Source organism: Streptococcus suis (genome assembly GCF_902702775.1).
Taxonomy (GTDB): Bacteria; Bacillota; Bacilli; order Lactobacillales; family Streptococcaceae; genus Streptococcus; species Streptococcus hashimotonensis.
In genome coordinates this window covers 324,942-343,152 of record NZ_LR738724.1, presented here as the reverse complement: position 1 = coordinate 343,152, position 18,211 = coordinate 324,942, and the positions used below count along the sequence as shown (strand labels likewise).

Genomic DNA, 18,211 nt, shown 5'->3' with positions numbered 1-18,211 from the left:
CAAGCTGTACAGCTCCACTGGAGCTTTACACTCATCAAATCAAGTCAACAAGGTTTGAGTTTGATTTTCGAAGAGTATTAGTCTAACAACTTAGCCAATTCCTGAGCCAAGAGTTGTTGTGCAACTTGTGGATTAGCTTGTCCCTTGGTTGCTTTCATCAAGAAGCCTGTAAAGGCCTTGTCAGCATTGCGTTTGCCAGACTTGAAGTCAGCTACGGCTGCTTCATTATCCGCAAAGACTTGGTGGATAATCGGAATCAAGACCGCAGGGTCTGAAATCTGTACCAAACCAGCTTTCTCAACGTAAGCCTTAGCAGAGCCACCTTCTTTGGCCAGGTGAACAAAGACTTTCTTGGCAATCTTAGATGAAATAGTTCCATCCGCAATCAAGGCAATCATCTCCACCAAGTTTTCTGGTGTTAAGGCGATTTGCTCAATAGTCTTACCTTCAGCATTGAGGAACTGAGCCACCTCACCCTGCAACCAGTTAGATACTTGTTTAGCATCGCCACCTACTGCCACTGCTGCTTCAAAGAAGTCAGACAGAGCCTTGGTAGACGTCAACTGACCCGCATCATAGGCGGTCAAGCCCAAGTTTTCCACATAGTGAGCGCGGCGAGCCTTTGGAAAGACTGGCAATTCTGCACGCACTTCCTCAATCCAGCTATCATCAATCTCATAAAGTGGTAGATCTGGCTCTGGGAAGTAACGGTAGTCAGCTGACCCTTCTTTGACACGCATGAGAATGGTTTCACCAGTAGATTCATCATAACGACGAGTTTCCTGCTGGATTTGACCACCTGAACGCAAGATTTTCGCCTGACGTTCTACCTCGTGCTGCAAGCCCTTGCGAACATAGTTGAAGGAGTTGAGGTTTTTCAACTCAGTCTTGGTACCAAATTTCTCCTGACCATAGGGACGAAGAGAGATATTAGCATCCACGCGCATAGAACCTTCTTCCATCTTCACATCTGAAATACCAGTGTATTGGATGATTTCCTTGAGGGCTGTCAAGTAGGCATAGGCCTCTTCAGGCGAACGCATATCCGCTTCTGACACAATCTCAATCAAGGGCACGCCCTGGCGGTTGAGGTCCACATAAGAATAACCATCTGTCCCGTGGGTATTCTTACCTGCATCCTCTTCCAAATGCGCACGCTCGATACGAATTTTCTTGGTTGAGCCGTCTTCTAGCTCAATCTCAATCCAACCATTGTAGCCAATCGGCTCGTCAAACTGAGAGATCTGATAGGCTTTAGGGTTATCAGGATAGAAATAGTTCTTGCGGTCAAAGTGCATATCCTTGTGAATGTCCATGTTCAAGGCCAAGGCAGCCTTGATACCAGCATCCACAACGCCCTTATTAAGGACAGGAAGGACACCTGGGAAAGACCAATCAATCACGTTGGTATTAGCATTTGGATCCTCACCAAAATGAGCAGATGAAGGTGAGAAAATTTTCGAGTTGGTATTCAACTCCACATGGACTTCTAGACCAATAATCGTTTCAAAGTTCATTAGTTAGCACCTCCAAAAATCACTGGTTGTTGCTTGTGGTAGTCTGTCGTCGCTTCAAAAGCAGCAGCCACTTGGTAAATGGTTTCTTCTGAATACTTTGGACCAATCAACTGCAAACCGACTGGCAAGCCTTCCACAAAACCAGCAGGAATAGAAAGACCAGGAAGACCAGCCAAGTTTACAGGAATTGTTAACAAGTCCGCCAAGTACATAGCCACAGGGTCATGGTTGAGCGTGTCCAAACCAAAGGCAACTGTCGGAGCTGTTGGACCCAAAATCAAGTCATAGTTGGCAAAGACTTTTTCAAAATCCTGGATAATCAAGGTCCGCACCTGACCAGCCTTCTTGAAGTAGGCATCGTAGTAACCAGATGACAAGCTAAATGTACCTAACATAATACGACGTTTGACTTCCTCACCAAAACCTTGGCTACGGGTCTTCACGTAAATCTCATCCAAATTGGTTGCATCTTCTGCACGGAAACCATAACGGATACCGTCAAAACGTTGCAAGTTAGAAGAAGCCTCTGATGATGCGATAATGTAGTAAACAGCAACCCCATACTTAGAATATGGCAGGCTGACTTCCTCGATAATCGCCCCCAAACTTTCCAAGTGCTTAGCAGCCTTGAGAATGGTTTCCTTGACCTGCGGATCAATCCCTTCGCCCATGTATTCTTTAGGAAGAGCAATTTTCATACCCTTGATGTCCTGACCAATCTTGCTAGTGAAGTCAGCAATTTCATTGATCGTTGATGTTGCATCCTTGACATCATGACCAGAGATGACATTGAGCAACTGGGCATTTTCCTTGACTGTCTGTGAAAACGGACCAATCTGGTCAAGAGATGAACCAAAGGCAATCAAACCAAAACGGGACACCGTTCCATAGGTCGGTTTCATACCAACGATACCATTAAAGGCCGCAGGCTGGCGGATGGAACCACCTGTGTCAGAACCGAGTGACAAACGGACCTGACCAGCAGCAACCGCAGCTGCCGAACCACCTGAAGAACCACCAGGAACTTTTGTCTGGTCCCAAGCATTTTTTGTCGGTTTGAAGGCAGAGTTCTCATTCGAACCACCCATTGCAAACTCATCCATGTTGGTCTTACCAACAACAATCATATCCTTTGCATAGGCCTGAGCAACCGATGTCGCATCGAAAATCGGCTCGTAGTTATAGAGCATTTTTGAAGCAGCAGTTGTCAAAATACCTTTGGTAGAGATATTGTCCTTGACTGCCAAAGGAATCCCTGCCATAACATTGTCCGCATCAATCCCTTTTTCATCAAGGGCCGCAGCCTGCGCCAAGGCCGCATCTTCTGTGATAGTCAAGAAAGCATCCACAGCTCCCTCACGGCTCTTAATGTCTTCCAAAGTTGCCTTGGTCAACTCAACCGCAGAAATCTCCTTTTTGACAAGGAGGTCATGCAATTCATCAATAGTTTTATTGTTAAAAGTCATTAGGCATCTCCTCCCCCGTCTAGAATAGCTGGTACCTTGATAAAGTTATCTTGTGATTCAGGCACATTTTTAAAGAGCTCCTCACGGCTCTCACCTTTTTGGGCAACATCTGCTCGCAAGACATTCTTACGGTCAGCCATAGTGGTCGTTACCGCAACACCTGTCGTATCTACTTCATTGAGCAATTCAACCATATCGACAATCTTGCTCAAACTTGTCGCAAATTCCGCTGTTTCTTGATCCGAAAATTCCAGCTTAGACAGCTTGGCAACGTGACGGACTTCAGCTTCAGAAATCTTCATTCTTACTTTCCTCCTAATGGAAATCTATCTTCTCATTATACCATATTTCCAGCCCCAGACAAAGGTAGAAATGACCTAATATGTTACCTATTTCCCCCTAAAAATCCGCTCTTTAAATTGCGAAGTATTCCTAACCTCACACCGTAAAACGATAAAAAACAGCAAGTTTCATCTAGCAATAAAACTTACTGTTTACTTCACCTATCTTTTTTATGAGCTAATCCTTTGCATGTTTGCGGTATTTTTCCATTTTCCCCTTAAAAAGCTCCCCATTACTTGGAGCTGTATAGGAGACAGCATTGGCTCCAGCTTCGATAACCCGACGAATAGAGTCCTCAGTCGGACCACCAGTCGCAATAATTGGAAAGTCAGGGAAAGCTTCTCGAATCTTCTTCACAACCCTTGGCGTTTCCATACCGCAAGAAACATTTAAAATATCTACTCCTGCTTTAATCCGTGAGGTTAAATCAGACTTTTCAGAAACAACGGTATAAATGATAGGAATATCTACTACCTTATTGATTGCTTCAATTGTTTTTACATCCGTTGGTCCATTTACCACAACAGCGTATGCTCCCTCCGACTCAGACAATAGACTCATATTAGCTGAACGCATACCTGTCGTCAAGCCTCCACCAACACCAGCCAAGACTGGAACTGACGCAACCAACATAATACTTTTGATAATAGCTGGACTGGGCGTAAATGGATAAACAGCCAAAATAGCATCTGCATTGTGATTGGCAATAATCGACACATCCGTTGTAAATAAGACTGAACGAATGCGACGACCATAAATACGAATTCCACTACATTCCTTGATAACTTCTGGCATCTGAACAATATCCTGCCGTAAATCTGACAAAACAGATGGAATAAACTGTTCGCTCATCCGCAACCTCCTCTATACTAGCTACAATAATATATAGTATAACATATTATTTCATGGAAGAGACACAAAAACAATCCATTTTACCACTGCTTTCACAATAAAGTACTTTTCAACAGATTTTTTTAAAAAAAGAGACAGCTTTCGCTGCCTCCCATTTCTCCGACCAAAATAGTCTGTAGGACTATCTTAACGACGGATTTCTTTGATACGTGCTGCTTTACCTTGCAATGCACGTAGGTAGTACAATTTAGCACGACGTACTTTACCGTAACGTACTACTTCAATCTTATCAACACGTGGAGTGTGGATTGGGAATGTACGTTCAACACCTATACCACCAGAGATTTTACGTACAGTGTACATTTCTGAGATGCCTTGACCTTTACGAGAGATAACAACACCCTCGAAAATCTGGATACGTTCGCGGTTACCTTCGACAACCTTAGCGTGAACACGCACAGTGTCACCAGGACGGAATGAAGGGATGTCAGTACGAAGTTGACCTTCTGTCAAACTTTGGATCAATGGATTCATTTTATTCTCCTATCTTTGTCAATCTTAGGTGCTTTTAAACCCAGCGGATAAACTGTATTTTTGTGCGTCCATTACACACAAACTATATTATACACCAAGTAATCACCTATGTAAAGCATTTTGATAAATTTATCATGGTCAATCACACCGCTTCTTTTATAGTCTTTTAGTTTACTTTTAGTACTAGGCAACGAGCTGCAGACAGTACTGGAGTACGGCAAAGCGAGTTAACGAAGTAATAAAAGAAAAACTAAATGACTATATCAGAATCAGACTGACGACGTAGTTGTAGATGGAACTGAAGTTCATCAAGCTAAGTCAACAAGGTCTGAGTTTGATTTTCGAAGAGTGTTGATGATACAGATTCCTGTTGGAGAAAAACGAAAAACCAGTCCACAGACTGGCCACTATACTATTAGTCAATGATTGTCGCACCAAGTACATGACGCAAATGGTTGAGAGCAAACTGATGATTCTCCTCCGTCAATGCAGCAATGGCTGATGAGATCACCTCAATACGATACCCCTTATTATAAGCATCAATAGCTGTATGAAGAACACAAATATCAGACAAAACACCCGTCAAGACAACCGTATCTACACCACGTTCTCTTAGTCGAACATCCAAATCCGTACCAGAAAAAGTAGAATAATGACGTTTATCCATCCAACGAACACGCGCATGCCCTTTATGTTTTTGATAAAAATCTGCTAAAGGACCATACAAGTCACGCCCTTGCGTCCCAATGATATTATGACTTGGGAAAAGCTGAGCTTCAGGATGAAATTCATCCTCCTCCTCATGACCATCAATCGCAAAGAAAATATAGTCTCCATTTTCAAAAGCTTCTTGCGTAACCTGAGCAATTCGTTCAGAAATAGCCTGAGCTGATTTTCCAGCAGTCAACTTTCCTTCGTCTGCCACAAAATCTATTGTATAATCAATCGAAATCAATGCTTTTGTCATTTTAGTAGTCACGTTTCTTAATTTCATCAAAAATAGCTGGGATGAGAACTTTCAAATAAGTCCCCTTCATTCCCAAAGAACGACTTTCAATAATCCCTGCACTCTCCAACTTACGCAGTGCATTCACAATCACCGAGCGTGTAATGCCGATACGATCTGCAATCACAGAAGCAGTCAATTGCCCCTCATTGCCATCCAATTCACCCAAAATAGCTGCAACTGCCTTCATTTCTGAGTAAGATAGCGTATTTACCGCCATATTAACTGCCGCACGACGACGGATATTCTTCTCGTCTTCTTCCCGTTGGAAATTAAGTAACTGAATACCAACTACTGTTGCCGCAATCTCCACCAAAATCAAATCATCATCGTGAAACTGCTCATCATTCCGCCAAATAATAAGCGAACCAAAACGAATCCCCGTCACATGGATAGGCGCTATCGTTGTCAGACCATTTGGATAGGTCGAACGTGATTCGACAGGGATGGCAGTCAACTCGCTCTCGACAGGCAAATTAACCTGCGTATCGTAAACCTGCGCAACTGCTTTTACATATCCTTCTGGGAATTGTTTATTTTGGAAAAATTCTTCCACACGATCATTGTTCGTCTCATAGTTCATGTGGTATCCCAAAACCTCACCTTCACTATTAATGATGCACGAGTTGCAGTCAATAATAGCTGATAAATGCTCAGCAATGGCATTGTAAGGCAATTCTTCTGCCAATTGCTCTTCGGAACGCTTCAAAATAGAAGTAATATTCCGTGTCTTCTCTAATAATGTTGTCATATTTTCCTCTTTACTCTGTAATTGCTTTCAGTATAGCAAAAAATACATAAAATTTCAACAATTATCAGAATATTTACCGTTGTTAGAAAAATACAAACAATTTCATTCAAGTAAAAAGAAAAGGCTGATTAACATTCAGCCCTAAATTCCATTATCTACGATATTGCCGCAAGAATCGTGACATTTTTTCTTGAATTTCTGCCAACTCATCCACACGTGGTAAATACACAATACGGAAATGATCTGGATCCTTCCAGTTAAAACCTCGACCATGGACCAAAAGTACTTTTTCTTGCTTGAGGAAATCCAATACAAATTGTTCATCATCATCAACTCTGTACATCTCACGATCAATTTTTGGGAAGACATACAGACCAGCCTTAGGTTTTACAGCAGAAAGTCCTGGAATATCATTAATCGCCTTAGTAATAAACTCCCTTTGTTCATATAAGCGTCCGCCAGGCATCAAGAGTTCATCAACCGATTGGTAACCTCCCAAAGAAGTTTGAACAACCTGTTGAGCCAAAACGTTTGAACACAAACGCATATTGGACAACATATTCAAGCCTTCAATGTAACCTTTTACATGCTTTTTCGGACCAGATAAGACCATCCAACCGACTCGGAAACCACAAATACGATGCGATTTAGACAGTCCATTCATCGTCACAACAAATAAATCTGGAGCCAGTGTCGCAATAGGGATATGAACAGCTCCATCAAAGACCATACGATCATAAATCTCATCAGAGAAAATAATCAATTCGTGTCTACGAGCAATATCAATGATTCCTTCTAAAATTTCTTTCGGATAGAGAGCACCAGTTGGATTATTTGGATTGATAAGGACAATTGCCTTGGTTCGAGAAGTCACCTTGGACTCCATGTCTGCCAAATCTGGATACCATTCAGCTGCTTCATCACAAACATAGTGAACAGCTTTACCACCAGCCAAACTAACTGCAGCAGTCCAGAGAGGATAGTCTGGCATTGGCACCAACACCTCATCACCATTATCTAGCAAACCTTGCATAGACATAACAATCAGCTCACTCACGCCGTTTCCAAGATAAATATCTTCAATATCAACATTTGGAAATTTCTTTAGCTGACAATACTGCATGATAGCCTTACGTGCAGAAAAAATTCCCTTACTGTTCGAATATCCCTCAGATTTACGGGCGTTATGAATCAAGTCACGAATAACTTCATCTGGAGCAGTAAAACCAAATTCTGCAGGATTCCCCGTATTCAAACGTAAAATCTGCTCTCCATTGGCACGCATGCGCATGGCCTCTTCCAAAACAGGCCCACGAATATCATATGCTACATCATCCAATTTTGTTGACTTGTTAAATTGCTTCATGTCGTCACCTCGACTTTCTATCTTTTCTATTGTACTGTAAAAGCTAAAAAAGTACAAGAATCCTTTACATTTTCTCTCAAAAGGCTTATAATAAAAATGTAAGGAACTACTCTACCTATTTCGGGACAAAGCTCTTCTGAAAGGAGTGATTATTATGACACAATCTTACAAAACAATACTCGTCGCTGTAGACGGCTCTAAAGGAGCAGAATTAGCTCTTCATAAAGCCATTCATGTCGCACTACGCAACCAAGCACGTCTGATTATCGCCCATGTGATTGATACACGTGCTCTCCACAATGTTGTTGCATTTGACGCCTCTGTCTATGAATCTTTAGAAAGAGAGGCGGAGCTCCTCCTCGAAGAATACAAACAAGAAGCCCTCAACGCTGGTCTGACCGATGTACAGATTCGCATTGAATTCGGTAACCCAAAAACCCTACTGGCTATCGATATTCCAAAGGAAACCGGTGCGGATCTTATGTTACTTGGAGCAACTGGTCTAAATGCCTTTGAACGTCTCCTAATCGGATCCTCATCCGAATATATCATGCGCCACGCAACTATCGATTTACTCATTGTTCGCGATGGAGAAAAAAGTTTATAAACCAAAAGACTTGATTTACGAATCAAGTCTTTTCATCTGTCTTTTCAGCTCTTCCTGAATCTTTTCCTCCGGCGCAAACCGTTCTTCCCAATCATCAGGTTTTAAAATTTTATGGGTAATTGGATCAAAATGAGCCTTCCCATCTGGAAATGTTTTCCCCATATTTGCAGTATGGACTATCTGAAAAATTGGTTCTGGATCAACCCCCATCAAAACAAACGAACCATATGTAAAATAAAGAATATCCAGCAAAGCATCTACCTGATCCTGCATCGAAACCCCGAAACTTCTCTTGCCAGATACCTTAGCAGCAGCAGTATCTAAATCCTGATGAAGTTGTTGAATAAAATCATGAAACTCAACTTCAGATTCTGAAGCTGCATGTAGAAATTCTACCAACTCCTCCACTTTAAAACCAGCACGATGCAAAGCCGTCTGTCCATCATACACACTGGGAAGTTCTTGGGTTTCACCATCCATTAAAAAATGAAAATCCTTTACCCTATTAAAATTATCGTCCTTGCTCTGAAACATCTTATCCCTCAATCACACCAAAATGAATTAATGCCTTATAAATCCCATCACGATTATTTGTATCTGTAACAAAGGAAGCTGCTTGTTTAACCTTTTTCGTCCCATTTCCCATCGCTACCGAGTGCTGAATTTCATTCAACATTTCAAAATCATTATTAGAATCTCCGAATACCATAACTTCATCTAACTCAAAACCATATCGTTCTGCAACCTTTACAATACCCGATAATTTTGAATTTCCCTTACTGATAATATCAGTCGCATAGGGACTCGAACGCGTAAAAGACAAGTTCGGAAAGAGCACCTCCAATGATTGCGTCTCCCTTTCCGTCGTCAGCAACATCAGCTGATAGATTGGTTGAAAGAGAAAACCTTTCAAATTCGTTTCCTGTTGAGGACTAATCCAACGTACCAAGCGATTGAAAACAAAGTTTATGATTCCAGCCCAGGACTCCGGAATCATACGCGTCACACGATATGCAAAATTTCCTGTTCCAGCACTCATAATCTTACTACCAAATATGCCTTTAGCAGTTCCAAAAGACAAATCCTTATGGTGAGTTTGCGCATACTCCATAATTTGTTCAATTTGCTTTGGCTCTAAACTCTGACTATAAATAACTTCTTCTCTTGAAAAAATATATTGACCGTTATAAGCAATGGCCAAATCTAGCCCTAAACTAGCCATATACTGCAAAACAAAACGAGGGTCACGTCCTGTAGCTAGACCAACTAAAATCCCCTTCTCTTTCAAAGCATTAATGGCGAGAATAGTTGAACTACTAACCATACGATTGTCGGTCAATAAGGTACCATCAATATCGAAAAATACAGCCTTTATCGTCAACCAACTCACCTACTTTCTAAGAATTATGTTACAATTAGTATATCACACTTTGAAAGAAACTGAAAATTTATGAAAAAAATTCTAGTATTGCATACAGGTGGAACCATTTCTATGCAAGCCAATCATCAGGGTGAAGTTACATCGAGTAAAATCAATCCAATGACCCAAATTGATAGCCCACTAGAAGAAATTCAAGTGACATCCTTGGATTTTCTCAATGTTCCAAGTCCACACATTCGCTTAGAACACATGATGGCTCTATACCAAAAAATCAAAGAAGAACAAATGAACTTCGATGGTTTTGTCATTACACATGGCACAGATACTTTAGAAGAAACTGCCTATTTCCTTGATACAATGGCTATTCCAGAAAAACCAATTGTATTGACCGGAGCTATGCGTTCCTCAAATGAACTAGGTAGCGACGGAATTTATAACTACCGAACAGCCCTACGTGTGGCTGCTGATGATAAATCCGCAGATAAAGGCGTTCTAGTGGTCATGAACGATGAAATTCATGCTGCTAAATATGTTACAAAAACGCATACCACCAATGTCTCAACCTTTCAAACACCAACCCATGGACCACTGGGCTTAGTCACCAAACGAGAGATTCTCTATTTTAAAACTGCTGAACCACGTGTTCGATTTGACTTGTCAACAGTCACAGGAACGGTCCCAATCATAAAAGCTTATGCAGATATGGACTCCATCCTCCTTGATTCTCTCACTGCAAGCTCAATTTCCGGCTTAGTCATTGAAGCACTCGGCGCCGGAAATCTTCCGCCTACCATCCTTCCAGCCATTAAGAAACTCCTTGATCAAAAGATACCCATTATTCTGGTATCTCGCTGTTTTAACGGAATTGCTGAGCCTGTCTATGCCTACCAAGGAGGTGGCATCCAACTGGAGCAAGACGGCATTCTATTTGTTAAAGAATTGAATGCTCAAAAAGCCCGACTCAAACTCCTTATCGCTCTCAATGCAGGCTTGGAAGAGCAAAGCTTGGCAGATTACATCCAAGGTTAATCGCTGACGAACTATACAATATGTCAAAAGACCAGCACATGTGTGTTGGCCTTTTTTATATGACTAATCCAATTCCTCTCCATCTTTCAAATTAGCAAGTAAAATCGACCAATTAGGGTCCTCCTGCCAATTTTCCACACTAACAATCTGACTAGCAACTCGTCTTGCTTCCTCTAAAATTGGATAGTCCTCAATAATATTTGCAACCTGAAATTCTGGCAAACCTGATTGACGAGTTCCAAATATTTCTCCAGACCCACGCATTTTCAAGTCAGCTTCAGCCAAAATAAAACCATCTGTCGTCTCTGTCATAATTTTCATGCGTTCCTTACCAGACTCTGTTTTAGGATTAGCAACTAACACTGCATAAGACTGCTTATGACCACGTCCTACACGCCCTCTCAACTGATGTAATTGGCTTAAACCAAAACGATCTGCATCCATAATAACCATCACCGTTGCATTGGGCACATTGACTCCGACTTCAATAACAGTGGTAGAAACCAAAATATTCGTTTTTCGCTCCTTAAAAGCCTGCATGATGGCATCTTTCTCGTCATTTTTCATCTTACCGTGTAACAAATCCACTGTAACTTGCTCTCCAAAATGCGCCTGTAAATCAGATTGCAGATCTACAGCATTCTTTAAATCTAGAGCCTCAGATTCTTCAATCAGCGGAGAGATAAAATAAACCTGGGCACCCACTTCTAACTCCCGCTCCAGCCAATCTAAGACCGTGGGCAGCTGTTGATGTTTGACCCAGCGAGTGATAATTGGCTTCCGACCAGCAGGTAACTGATTAATAATCGATACATCCATATCTCCAAAAGCTGTAATAGCTAACGTCCGAGGAATAGGTGTAGCAGTCATCATAAGCACATCCGGATTATCACCCTTCTCACGAAACAGACGGCGCTGTTTAACACCAAAACGATGTTGCTCATCCGTCACAACCAAACCAAGCTTATGGTACGTCACACTTTCCTGGATAAGAGCATGAGTTCCTACAATGATGTCTACCTGACCACTAGAAATCGCCTCTAAAGCAGCACGACGCTCCGCAACCTTCATTCCCCCTGTCAAAAGAGCAATAGAAAGTTCTGGAAAAAGCTGGCGCAAACTCTCAAAGTGTTGCTCCGCCAAAATTTCTGTCGGGACCATCATTGCAGCCTGCATCCCCGCAGTCACAGCAGCAAACATAGCCAATCCAGCAACTACTGTCTTCCCTGAACCAACATCCCCTTGTAGCAAACGATTCATGTGCCCATAGGACTTCATATCTGATAGTATTTCAGCCAAAGCCCCAGACTGAGCATCCGTTAAGACAAACGGCAATTGTCTTATCTGCATAGCCAATCTATCAGCATCATAAGCAATCTTCAAACCATTCGAAATATCACGATTGTTGGCTTTAAGCATTTGCAACTGTAATTGAAAATAAAATAATTCCTCAAACTTCATACGTCGCAAAGCTTGTCTATACTCTTCTAAATTTGTCGGAAAATGCATCGCAAAAACCGCCTCTCGGCGATTCATTAACCGATAGCGCTCTCGTAAAACTGATGGTAAATTCTCCTCTAATAAATGCAAATATCCCTGATCAATAGCTGTTTTAATAGCCTTAACCAAATTTACTTGCGAAATCCCCTGCGCCACATGATAGACAGGCTGTAGCTCATCTGATACTTGAGCCAAAACTTTCATTCCTGTCAAACTTGCCTTAGCCTTATCCCACTTTCCCCAAACTGCAATATCCTGCCCCAAAACAATCTTATCTGCTAAATAAGGCTGATTAAAAAACGAAACTGCTAAGACAACCTCACCCTGTTTCATTGAAAAACGGAGTCTATTTCTTTTGTAACCATAATACTGTACATTAGCTGGAGATACCACCTCCCCAACTACCACTGCCTTCTCACCATCCTGCAAATCATAAATAGACTTACTCTCAAAATCTTCATATCTAAATGGATAGTAAGTTAACAGATCATTAATATTCTGAATGTTAATTTTTAAAAATTTTTCAGCCGATTTTGGACCAATCCCTGGCAAAACCGATAATTCATCACATAATCTTTTCATGTCTCTATTATATCAACAAACAATGAATAGACAAAGCAACAAGAAAAGAAAAAGGAGCCAAATTAAAGCCCATTCACCTCAAAAAACAAAAAAAGAGACCTAAGCAGCCTCCCAATATAGTCCGTACGGGATTCGAACCCGTGTTACCGCCGTGAAAAGGCGGTGTCTTAACCCCTTGACCAACGGACCATATACTAAAGATTTCTCTTTACTCCGCCAACAGGGCTCGAACCTGTGACATCATGATTAACAGTCATGCGCTCTACCAACTGAGCTATGGCGGAATATGCTAAGCGACTACCGTATCTAACAGGGGGCAACCCCCAACTACTTCAGGCGTTCTAGGGCTTAACTGCTGTGTTCGGCATGGGTACAGGTGTATCTCCTAGGCTATCGTCACTTAACTGTTGAGTCTTGTCAACTCAAAATTGAATATCTATATTCTAACAAGTTTTACCAACGCTGTCAATATTGACTCTAGTTTATTTTTTGGATAAGTCCTCGAGCGATTAGTATTGGTCCGCTACATGTGTCGCCACACTTCCACTTCCAACCTATCTACCTGATCATCTCTCAGGGCTCTTACTAACATAAAGTTATGGGAAATCTCATCTTGAGGTGGGTTTCACACTTAGATGCTTTCAGCGTTTATCCCGTCCCTACATAGCTACCCAGCGATGCCTTTGGCAAGACAACTGGTACACCAGCGGTAAGTCCACTCTGGTCCTCTCGTACTAGGAGCAGATCCTCTCAAATTTCCTACGCCCGCGACGGATAGGGACCGAACTGTCTCACGACGTTCTGAACCCAGCTCGCGTGCCGCTTTAATGGGCGAACAGCCCAACCCTTGGGACCGACTACAGCCCCAGGATGCGACGAGCCGACATCGAGGTGCCAAACCTCCCCGTCGATGTGAACTCTTGGGGGAGATAAGCCTGTTATCCCCAGGGTAGCTTTTATCCGTTGAGCGATGGCCCTTCCATACGGAACCACCGGATCACTAAGCCCGACTTTCGTCCCTGCTCGAGTTGTAGCTCTCGCAGTCAAGCTCCCTTATACCTTTACACTCTGCGAATGATTTCCAACCATTCTGAGGGAACCTTTGGGCGCCTCCGTTACCTTTTAGGAGGCGACCGCCCCAGTCAAACTGCCCGTCAGACACTGTCTCCGATAGGGATAACCTATCCGGGTTAGAGTAGCCATAACACAAGGGTAGTATCCCAACAGCGCCTCCGTCGAAACTGGCGTCCCGACTTCATAGGCTCCTACCTATCCTGTACATGTGGTACAGATACTCAATATCAAACTGCAGTAAAGCTCCATGGGGTCTTTCCGTCCTGTCGCGGGTAACCTGCATCTTCACAGGTACTAAAATTTCACCGAGTCTCTCGTTGAGACAGTGCCCAAATCATTACGCCTTTCGTGCGGGTCGGAACTTACCCGACAAGGAATTTCGCTACCTTAGGACCGTTATAGTTACGGCCGCCGTTTACTGGGGCTTCAATTCAGATCTTCGCTTACGCTAAACCCTCCTCTTAACCTTCCAGCACCGGGCAGGCGTCACCCCCTATACATCATCTTACGATTTAGCAGAGAGCTGTGTTTTTGATAAACAGTTGCTTGGGCCTATTCACTGCGGCTGACCTTAAGTCAGCACCCCTTCTCCCGAAGTTACGGGGTCATTTTGCCGAGTTCCTTAACGAGAGTTCTCTCGCTCACCTGAGGCTACTCGCCTCGACTACCTGTGTCGGTTTGCGGTACGGGTAGAGTATGATACATCGCTAGAAGCTTTTCTCGGCAGTGTGACGTCACTAACTTCGCTACTTAACTTCGCTCCCCATCACAGCTCAATGTTATAGATACAAGCATTTGACTCATATCACACCTCACTGCTTAGACGGGCACTTCCAATCGCCCGCTTTAGTTAGCCTACTGCGTCCCTCCATCACTTCATACTCTAGTACAGGAATATCAACCTGTTGTCCATCGGATACACCCTTCGGTCTCTCCTTAGGTCCCGACTAACCCAGGGCGGACGAGCCTTCCCCTGGAAACCTTAGTCTTACGGTGGATGGGATTCTCACCCATCTTTCGCTACTCATACCGGCATTCTCACTTCTATGCGTTCCAGCACTCCTCACGGTATACCTTCTTCACACATAGAACGCTCTCCTACCATAACACCTAAGTGTTATCCACAGCTTCGGTAAATTGTTTTAGCCCCGGTACATTTTCGGCGCAGGGTCACTCGACTAGTGAGCTATTACGCACTCTTTGAATGAATAGCTGCTTCTAAGCTAACATCCTAGTTGTCTGTGCAACCCCACATCCTTTTCCACTTAACAATTATTTTGGGACCTTAGCTGGTGGTCTGGGCTGTTTCCCTTTCGACTACGGATCTTAGCACTCGCAGTCTGACTGCCGACCATAAATCATTGGCATTCGGAGTTTATCTGAAATCAGTAAACCGAGATGGCCCCCTCATCCAAACAGTGCTCTACCTCCAAGATTCTCAAATGTCGACGCTAGCCCTAAAGCTATTTCGGAGAGAACCAGCTATCTCCAAGTTCGTTTGGAATTTCTCCGCTACCCACAAGTCATCCAAGCACTTTTCAACGTGCCCTGGTTCGGTCCTCCAGTGCGTCTTACCGCACCTTCAACCTGCTCATGGGTAGGTCACATGGTTTCGGGTCTACGACATAATACTAATCCGCCCTATTAAGACTCGGTTTCCCTACGGCTCCGTCTCTTCAACTTAACCTCGCATCATATCGTAACTCGCCGGTTCATTCTACAAAAGGCACGCTCTCACCCATTAACGGGCTCGAACTTGTTGTAGGCACACGGTTTCAGGTTCTATTTCACTCCCCTTCCGGGGTACTTTTCACCTTTCCCTCACGGTACTGGTTCACTATCGGTCACTAGAGAGTATTTAGGGTTGGGAGATGGTCCTCCCGGATTCCGACGAGATTTCGCGTGTCTCGCCGTACTCAGGATACTGCTAGGTATAAAGAATATTTCAAATACGAGGCTATTACTCTCTTTGGCCTACCTTCCCAGGTAGTTCTTCTATACTCTTTAAGTCCACTTTGCAGTCCTACAACCCCGAGGAGTAAACTCCTCGGTTTGCCCTCCTGCCGTTTCGCTCGCCGCTACTAAGGCAATCGCTTTTGCTTTCTCTTCCTGCAGCTACTTAGATGTTTCAGTTCACTGCGTCTTCCTCTTCACTACCTTAACAGTAGTGAGTGACAGGCATTACCTGCCGGGTTCCCCCATTCGGACATCCCTGGATCATTGCTTACTTACAGCTCCCCAAGGCATTTCGTCGTTAGTCACGTCCTTCATCGGCTTCTAGTGCCAAGGCATCCACCGTGCGCCCTTATTAACTTAACCTTATTAACCTAATTTTTTCAAAAATTAGAAAACTCATTAAATATTTACAGCGTTTTCGGTTTATTTTCTTGTTACTATTTCTATACGTACTGTTACATACGTTTAGGAATGTTTGATAGATATTCAATTTTCAATGGACAAAATCTTAACAACTTCCGTTGTTAATGGAGCCTAGCGGGATCGAACCGCTGACCTCCTGCGTGCAAAGCAGGCGCTCTCCCAGCTGAGCTAAGGCCCCACAAGACCTCTCAAAATTAAAGAAGACTAACGTACAGGTTTCCATTTCCTTAGAAAGGAGGTGATCCAGCCGCACCTTCCGATACGGCTACCTTGTTACGACTTCACCCCAATCATCTATCCCACCTTAGGCGGCTGGCTCCTAAAAGGTTACCTCACCGATTTCGGGTGTTACAAACTCTCGTGGTGTGACGGGCGGTGTGTACAAGGCCCGGGAACGTATTCACCGCGGCGTGCTGATCCGCGATTACTAGCGATTCCGACTTCATGTAGGCGAGTTGCAGCCTACAATCCGAACTGAGACTGGCTTTAAGAGATTAGCTTGCCGTCACCGACTTGCGACTCGTTGTACCAGCCATTGTAGCACGTGTGTAGCCCAGGTCATAAGGGGCATGATGATTTGACGTCATCCCCACCTTCCTCCGGTTTATTACCGGCAGTCTCGCTAGAGTGCCCAACTGAATGATGGCAACTAACAATAGGGGTTGCGCTCGTTGCGGGACTTAACCCAACATCTCACGACACGAGCTGACGACAACCATGCACCACCTGTCACCAGTGTTCCGAAGAAAAATCCTATCTCTAGGACGGTCACTGGGATGTCAAGACCTGGTAAGGTTCTTCGCGTTGCTTCGAATTAAACCACATGCTCCACCGCTTGTGCGGGCCCCCGTCAATTCCTTTGAGTTTCAACCTTGCGGTCGTACTCCCCAGGCGGAGTGCTTAATGCGTTAGCTGCGGCACTGAGTCCCGGAAAGGACCCAACACCTAGCACTCATCGTTTACGGCGTGGACTACCAGGGTATCTAATCCTGTTCGCTCCCCACGCTTTCGAGCCTCAGCGTCAGTTACAGACCAGAGAGCCGCTTTCGCCACCGGTGTTCCTCCATATATCTACGCATTTCACCGCTACACATGGAATTCCACTCTCCCCTTCTGCACTCAAGTTTGACAGTTTCCAAAGCGTACTATGGTTAAGCCACAGCCTTTTACTTCAGACTTATCAAACCGCCTGCGCTCGCTTTACGCCCAATAAATCCGGACAACGCTCGGGACCTACGTATTACCGCGGCTGCTGGCACGTAGTTAGCCGTCCCTTTCTGGTAAGATACCGTCACTGTGTGAACTTTCCACTCTCACACACGTTCTTCTCTTACAACAGAGCTTTACGATCCGAAAACCTTCTTCACTCACGCGGCGTTGCTCGGTCAGGGTTGCCCCCATTGCCGAAGATTCCCTACTGCTGCCTCCCGTAGGAGTCTGGGCCGTGTCTCAGTCCCAGTGTGGCCGATCACCCTCTCAGGTCGGCTATGTATCGATGCCTTGGTGAGCCGTTACCTCACCAACTAGCTAATACAACGCAGGTCCATCTCATAGTGAAGCAATTGCTCCTTTCAAGCATCTACCATGCGGTAAATACTGTTATGCGGTATTAGCTATCGTTTCCAATAGTTATCCCCCGCTATGAGGCAGGTTACCTACGCGTTACTCACCCGTTCGCAACTCATCCGTCTAGTGCAAGCACCAGACCTCAGCGTTCTACTTGCATGTATTAGGCACGCCGCCAGCGTTCGTCCTGAGCCAGGATCAAACTCTCATAAAAAGTTTTGATTCAAACTCAAGCTATCACTAGCTTTCCGTTTTATTG

The 18,211-nt window shown here is 43.9% G+C and carries 11 protein-coding genes, 3 tRNA genes, 3 rRNA genes and 1 pseudogene; 2 read left to right on the top strand and 16 right to left on the bottom strand.

Features of this window, described 5'->3' with window-relative positions; translation table 11 throughout:
* Positions 1-77: 77 nt before the first annotated feature.
* The 8 genes from gatB to GPW69_RS01760 form a co-directional block, all read right to left on the bottom strand.
* Positions 78-1,517, bottom strand: coding sequence for an Asp-tRNA(Asn)/Glu-tRNA(Gln) amidotransferase subunit GatB (gene gatB / locus GPW69_RS01795; RefSeq protein WP_024407240.1), 1,440 nt, complete (start codon positions 1,515-1,517; stop codon positions 78-80).
* A complete protein-coding gene (gene gatA, locus GPW69_RS01790) occupies positions 1,517-2,983 on the bottom strand; it encodes an Asp-tRNA(Asn)/Glu-tRNA(Gln) amidotransferase subunit GatA (RefSeq protein WP_044683839.1) in 1,467 nt (488 codons plus the stop codon). Before gatA ends, gatB begins: the two co-directional genes overlap by 1 nt.
* The gene (gene gatC / locus GPW69_RS01785) at positions 2,983-3,285 is read right to left on the bottom strand and encodes an Asp-tRNA(Asn)/Glu-tRNA(Gln) amidotransferase subunit GatC (protein WP_024408528.1); all 303 of its coding nucleotides are present in this window, start codon (positions 3,283-3,285) and stop codon (positions 2,983-2,985) included. Before gatC ends, gatA begins: the two co-directional genes overlap by 1 nt.
* Before the next feature lie 217 nt (positions 3,286-3,502).
* Positions 3,503-4,177 (bottom strand): hydrolase, encoded by a 675-nt coding sequence (locus GPW69_RS01780; protein WP_012774968.1) that lies wholly within the window; start codon positions 4,175-4,177, stop codon positions 3,503-3,505.
* A 186-nt stretch (positions 4,178-4,363) separates the two neighbouring features.
* Positions 4,364-4,711 carry a 50S ribosomal protein L19 gene (rplS, locus tag GPW69_RS01775; RefSeq protein ID WP_027971744.1) on the bottom strand — a complete coding sequence of 116 codons (348 nt, stop codon included), beginning with the start codon at positions 4,709-4,711 and terminating at the stop codon, positions 4,364-4,366.
* Positions 4,712-5,126: 415 nt separating this feature from the next.
* Complete coding sequence (locus tag GPW69_RS01770; protein WP_074391011.1) at positions 5,127-5,678, bottom strand: cysteine hydrolase family protein; 552 nt, start codon at positions 5,676-5,678, stop codon at positions 5,127-5,129.
* Between the two features lies 1 nt (position 5,679).
* Positions 5,680-6,468: a GTP-sensing pleiotropic transcriptional regulator CodY gene (gene codY, locus GPW69_RS01765; protein ID WP_023369388.1), complete on the bottom strand. Its 789-nt coding sequence runs from the start codon at positions 6,466-6,468 to the stop codon at positions 5,680-5,682.
* Between the two features lie 151 nt (positions 6,469-6,619).
* Positions 6,620-7,834 (bottom strand): pyridoxal phosphate-dependent aminotransferase, encoded by a 1,215-nt coding sequence (locus GPW69_RS01760; protein ID WP_014735452.1) that lies wholly within the window; start codon positions 7,832-7,834, stop codon positions 6,620-6,622.
* 154 nt (positions 7,835-7,988) lie between these two features.
* Between GPW69_RS01760 and GPW69_RS01755 the strand changes: the two genes are divergently transcribed.
* Complete coding sequence (locus GPW69_RS01755) at positions 7,989-8,441, top strand: universal stress protein (RefSeq protein ID WP_004195772.1); 453 nt, start codon at positions 7,989-7,991, stop codon at positions 8,439-8,441.
* Between the two features lie 15 nt (positions 8,442-8,456).
* Here the strand turns inward: GPW69_RS01755 and GPW69_RS10675 are convergent.
* Positions 8,457-9,822 (bottom strand): annotated as a pseudogene (locus GPW69_RS10675) (Cof-type HAD-IIB family hydrolase).
* Between the two features lie 69 nt (positions 9,823-9,891).
* On the opposite strand from GPW69_RS10675, the gene GPW69_RS01740 reads away from it, so the two are divergent.
* Positions 9,892-10,851 carry an asparaginase gene (locus GPW69_RS01740; RefSeq protein WP_044683840.1) on the top strand — a complete coding sequence of 320 codons (960 nt, stop codon included), beginning with the start codon at positions 9,892-9,894 and terminating at the stop codon, positions 10,849-10,851.
* A gap of 63 nt (positions 10,852-10,914) precedes the next feature.
* Here GPW69_RS01740 and recG read toward each other — a convergent pair whose 3' ends face one another.
* The 7 genes from recG to GPW69_RS01705 form a co-directional block, all read right to left on the bottom strand.
* Positions 10,915-12,933, bottom strand: a complete 2,019-nt coding sequence (gene recG, locus GPW69_RS01735; RefSeq protein WP_074390980.1) for an ATP-dependent DNA helicase RecG — start codon at positions 12,931-12,933, stop codon at positions 10,915-10,917.
* Between the two features lie 117 nt (positions 12,934-13,050).
* Positions 13,051-13,122: transfer RNA gene (locus tag GPW69_RS01730), tRNA-Glu, on the bottom strand.
* A gap of 22 nt (positions 13,123-13,144) precedes the next feature.
* A tRNA-Asn gene (locus GPW69_RS01725) sits at positions 13,145-13,217 on the bottom strand.
* A 4-nt stretch (positions 13,218-13,221) separates the two neighbouring features.
* Positions 13,222-13,337: ribosomal RNA gene (rrf, locus tag GPW69_RS01720) — 5S ribosomal RNA — on the bottom strand.
* Between the two features lie 85 nt (positions 13,338-13,422).
* Positions 13,423-16,326: ribosomal RNA gene (locus GPW69_RS01715) — 23S ribosomal RNA — on the bottom strand.
* Between the two features lie 165 nt (positions 16,327-16,491).
* Positions 16,492-16,564: transfer RNA gene (locus GPW69_RS01710), tRNA-Ala, on the bottom strand.
* Between the two features lie 53 nt (positions 16,565-16,617).
* Positions 16,618-18,166, bottom strand: a 16S ribosomal RNA gene (locus GPW69_RS01705).
* The 16S, 23S and 5S rRNA genes sit together here with 3 tRNA genes alongside, the layout of an rRNA operon.
* Positions 18,167-18,211 lie beyond the last annotated feature (45 nt).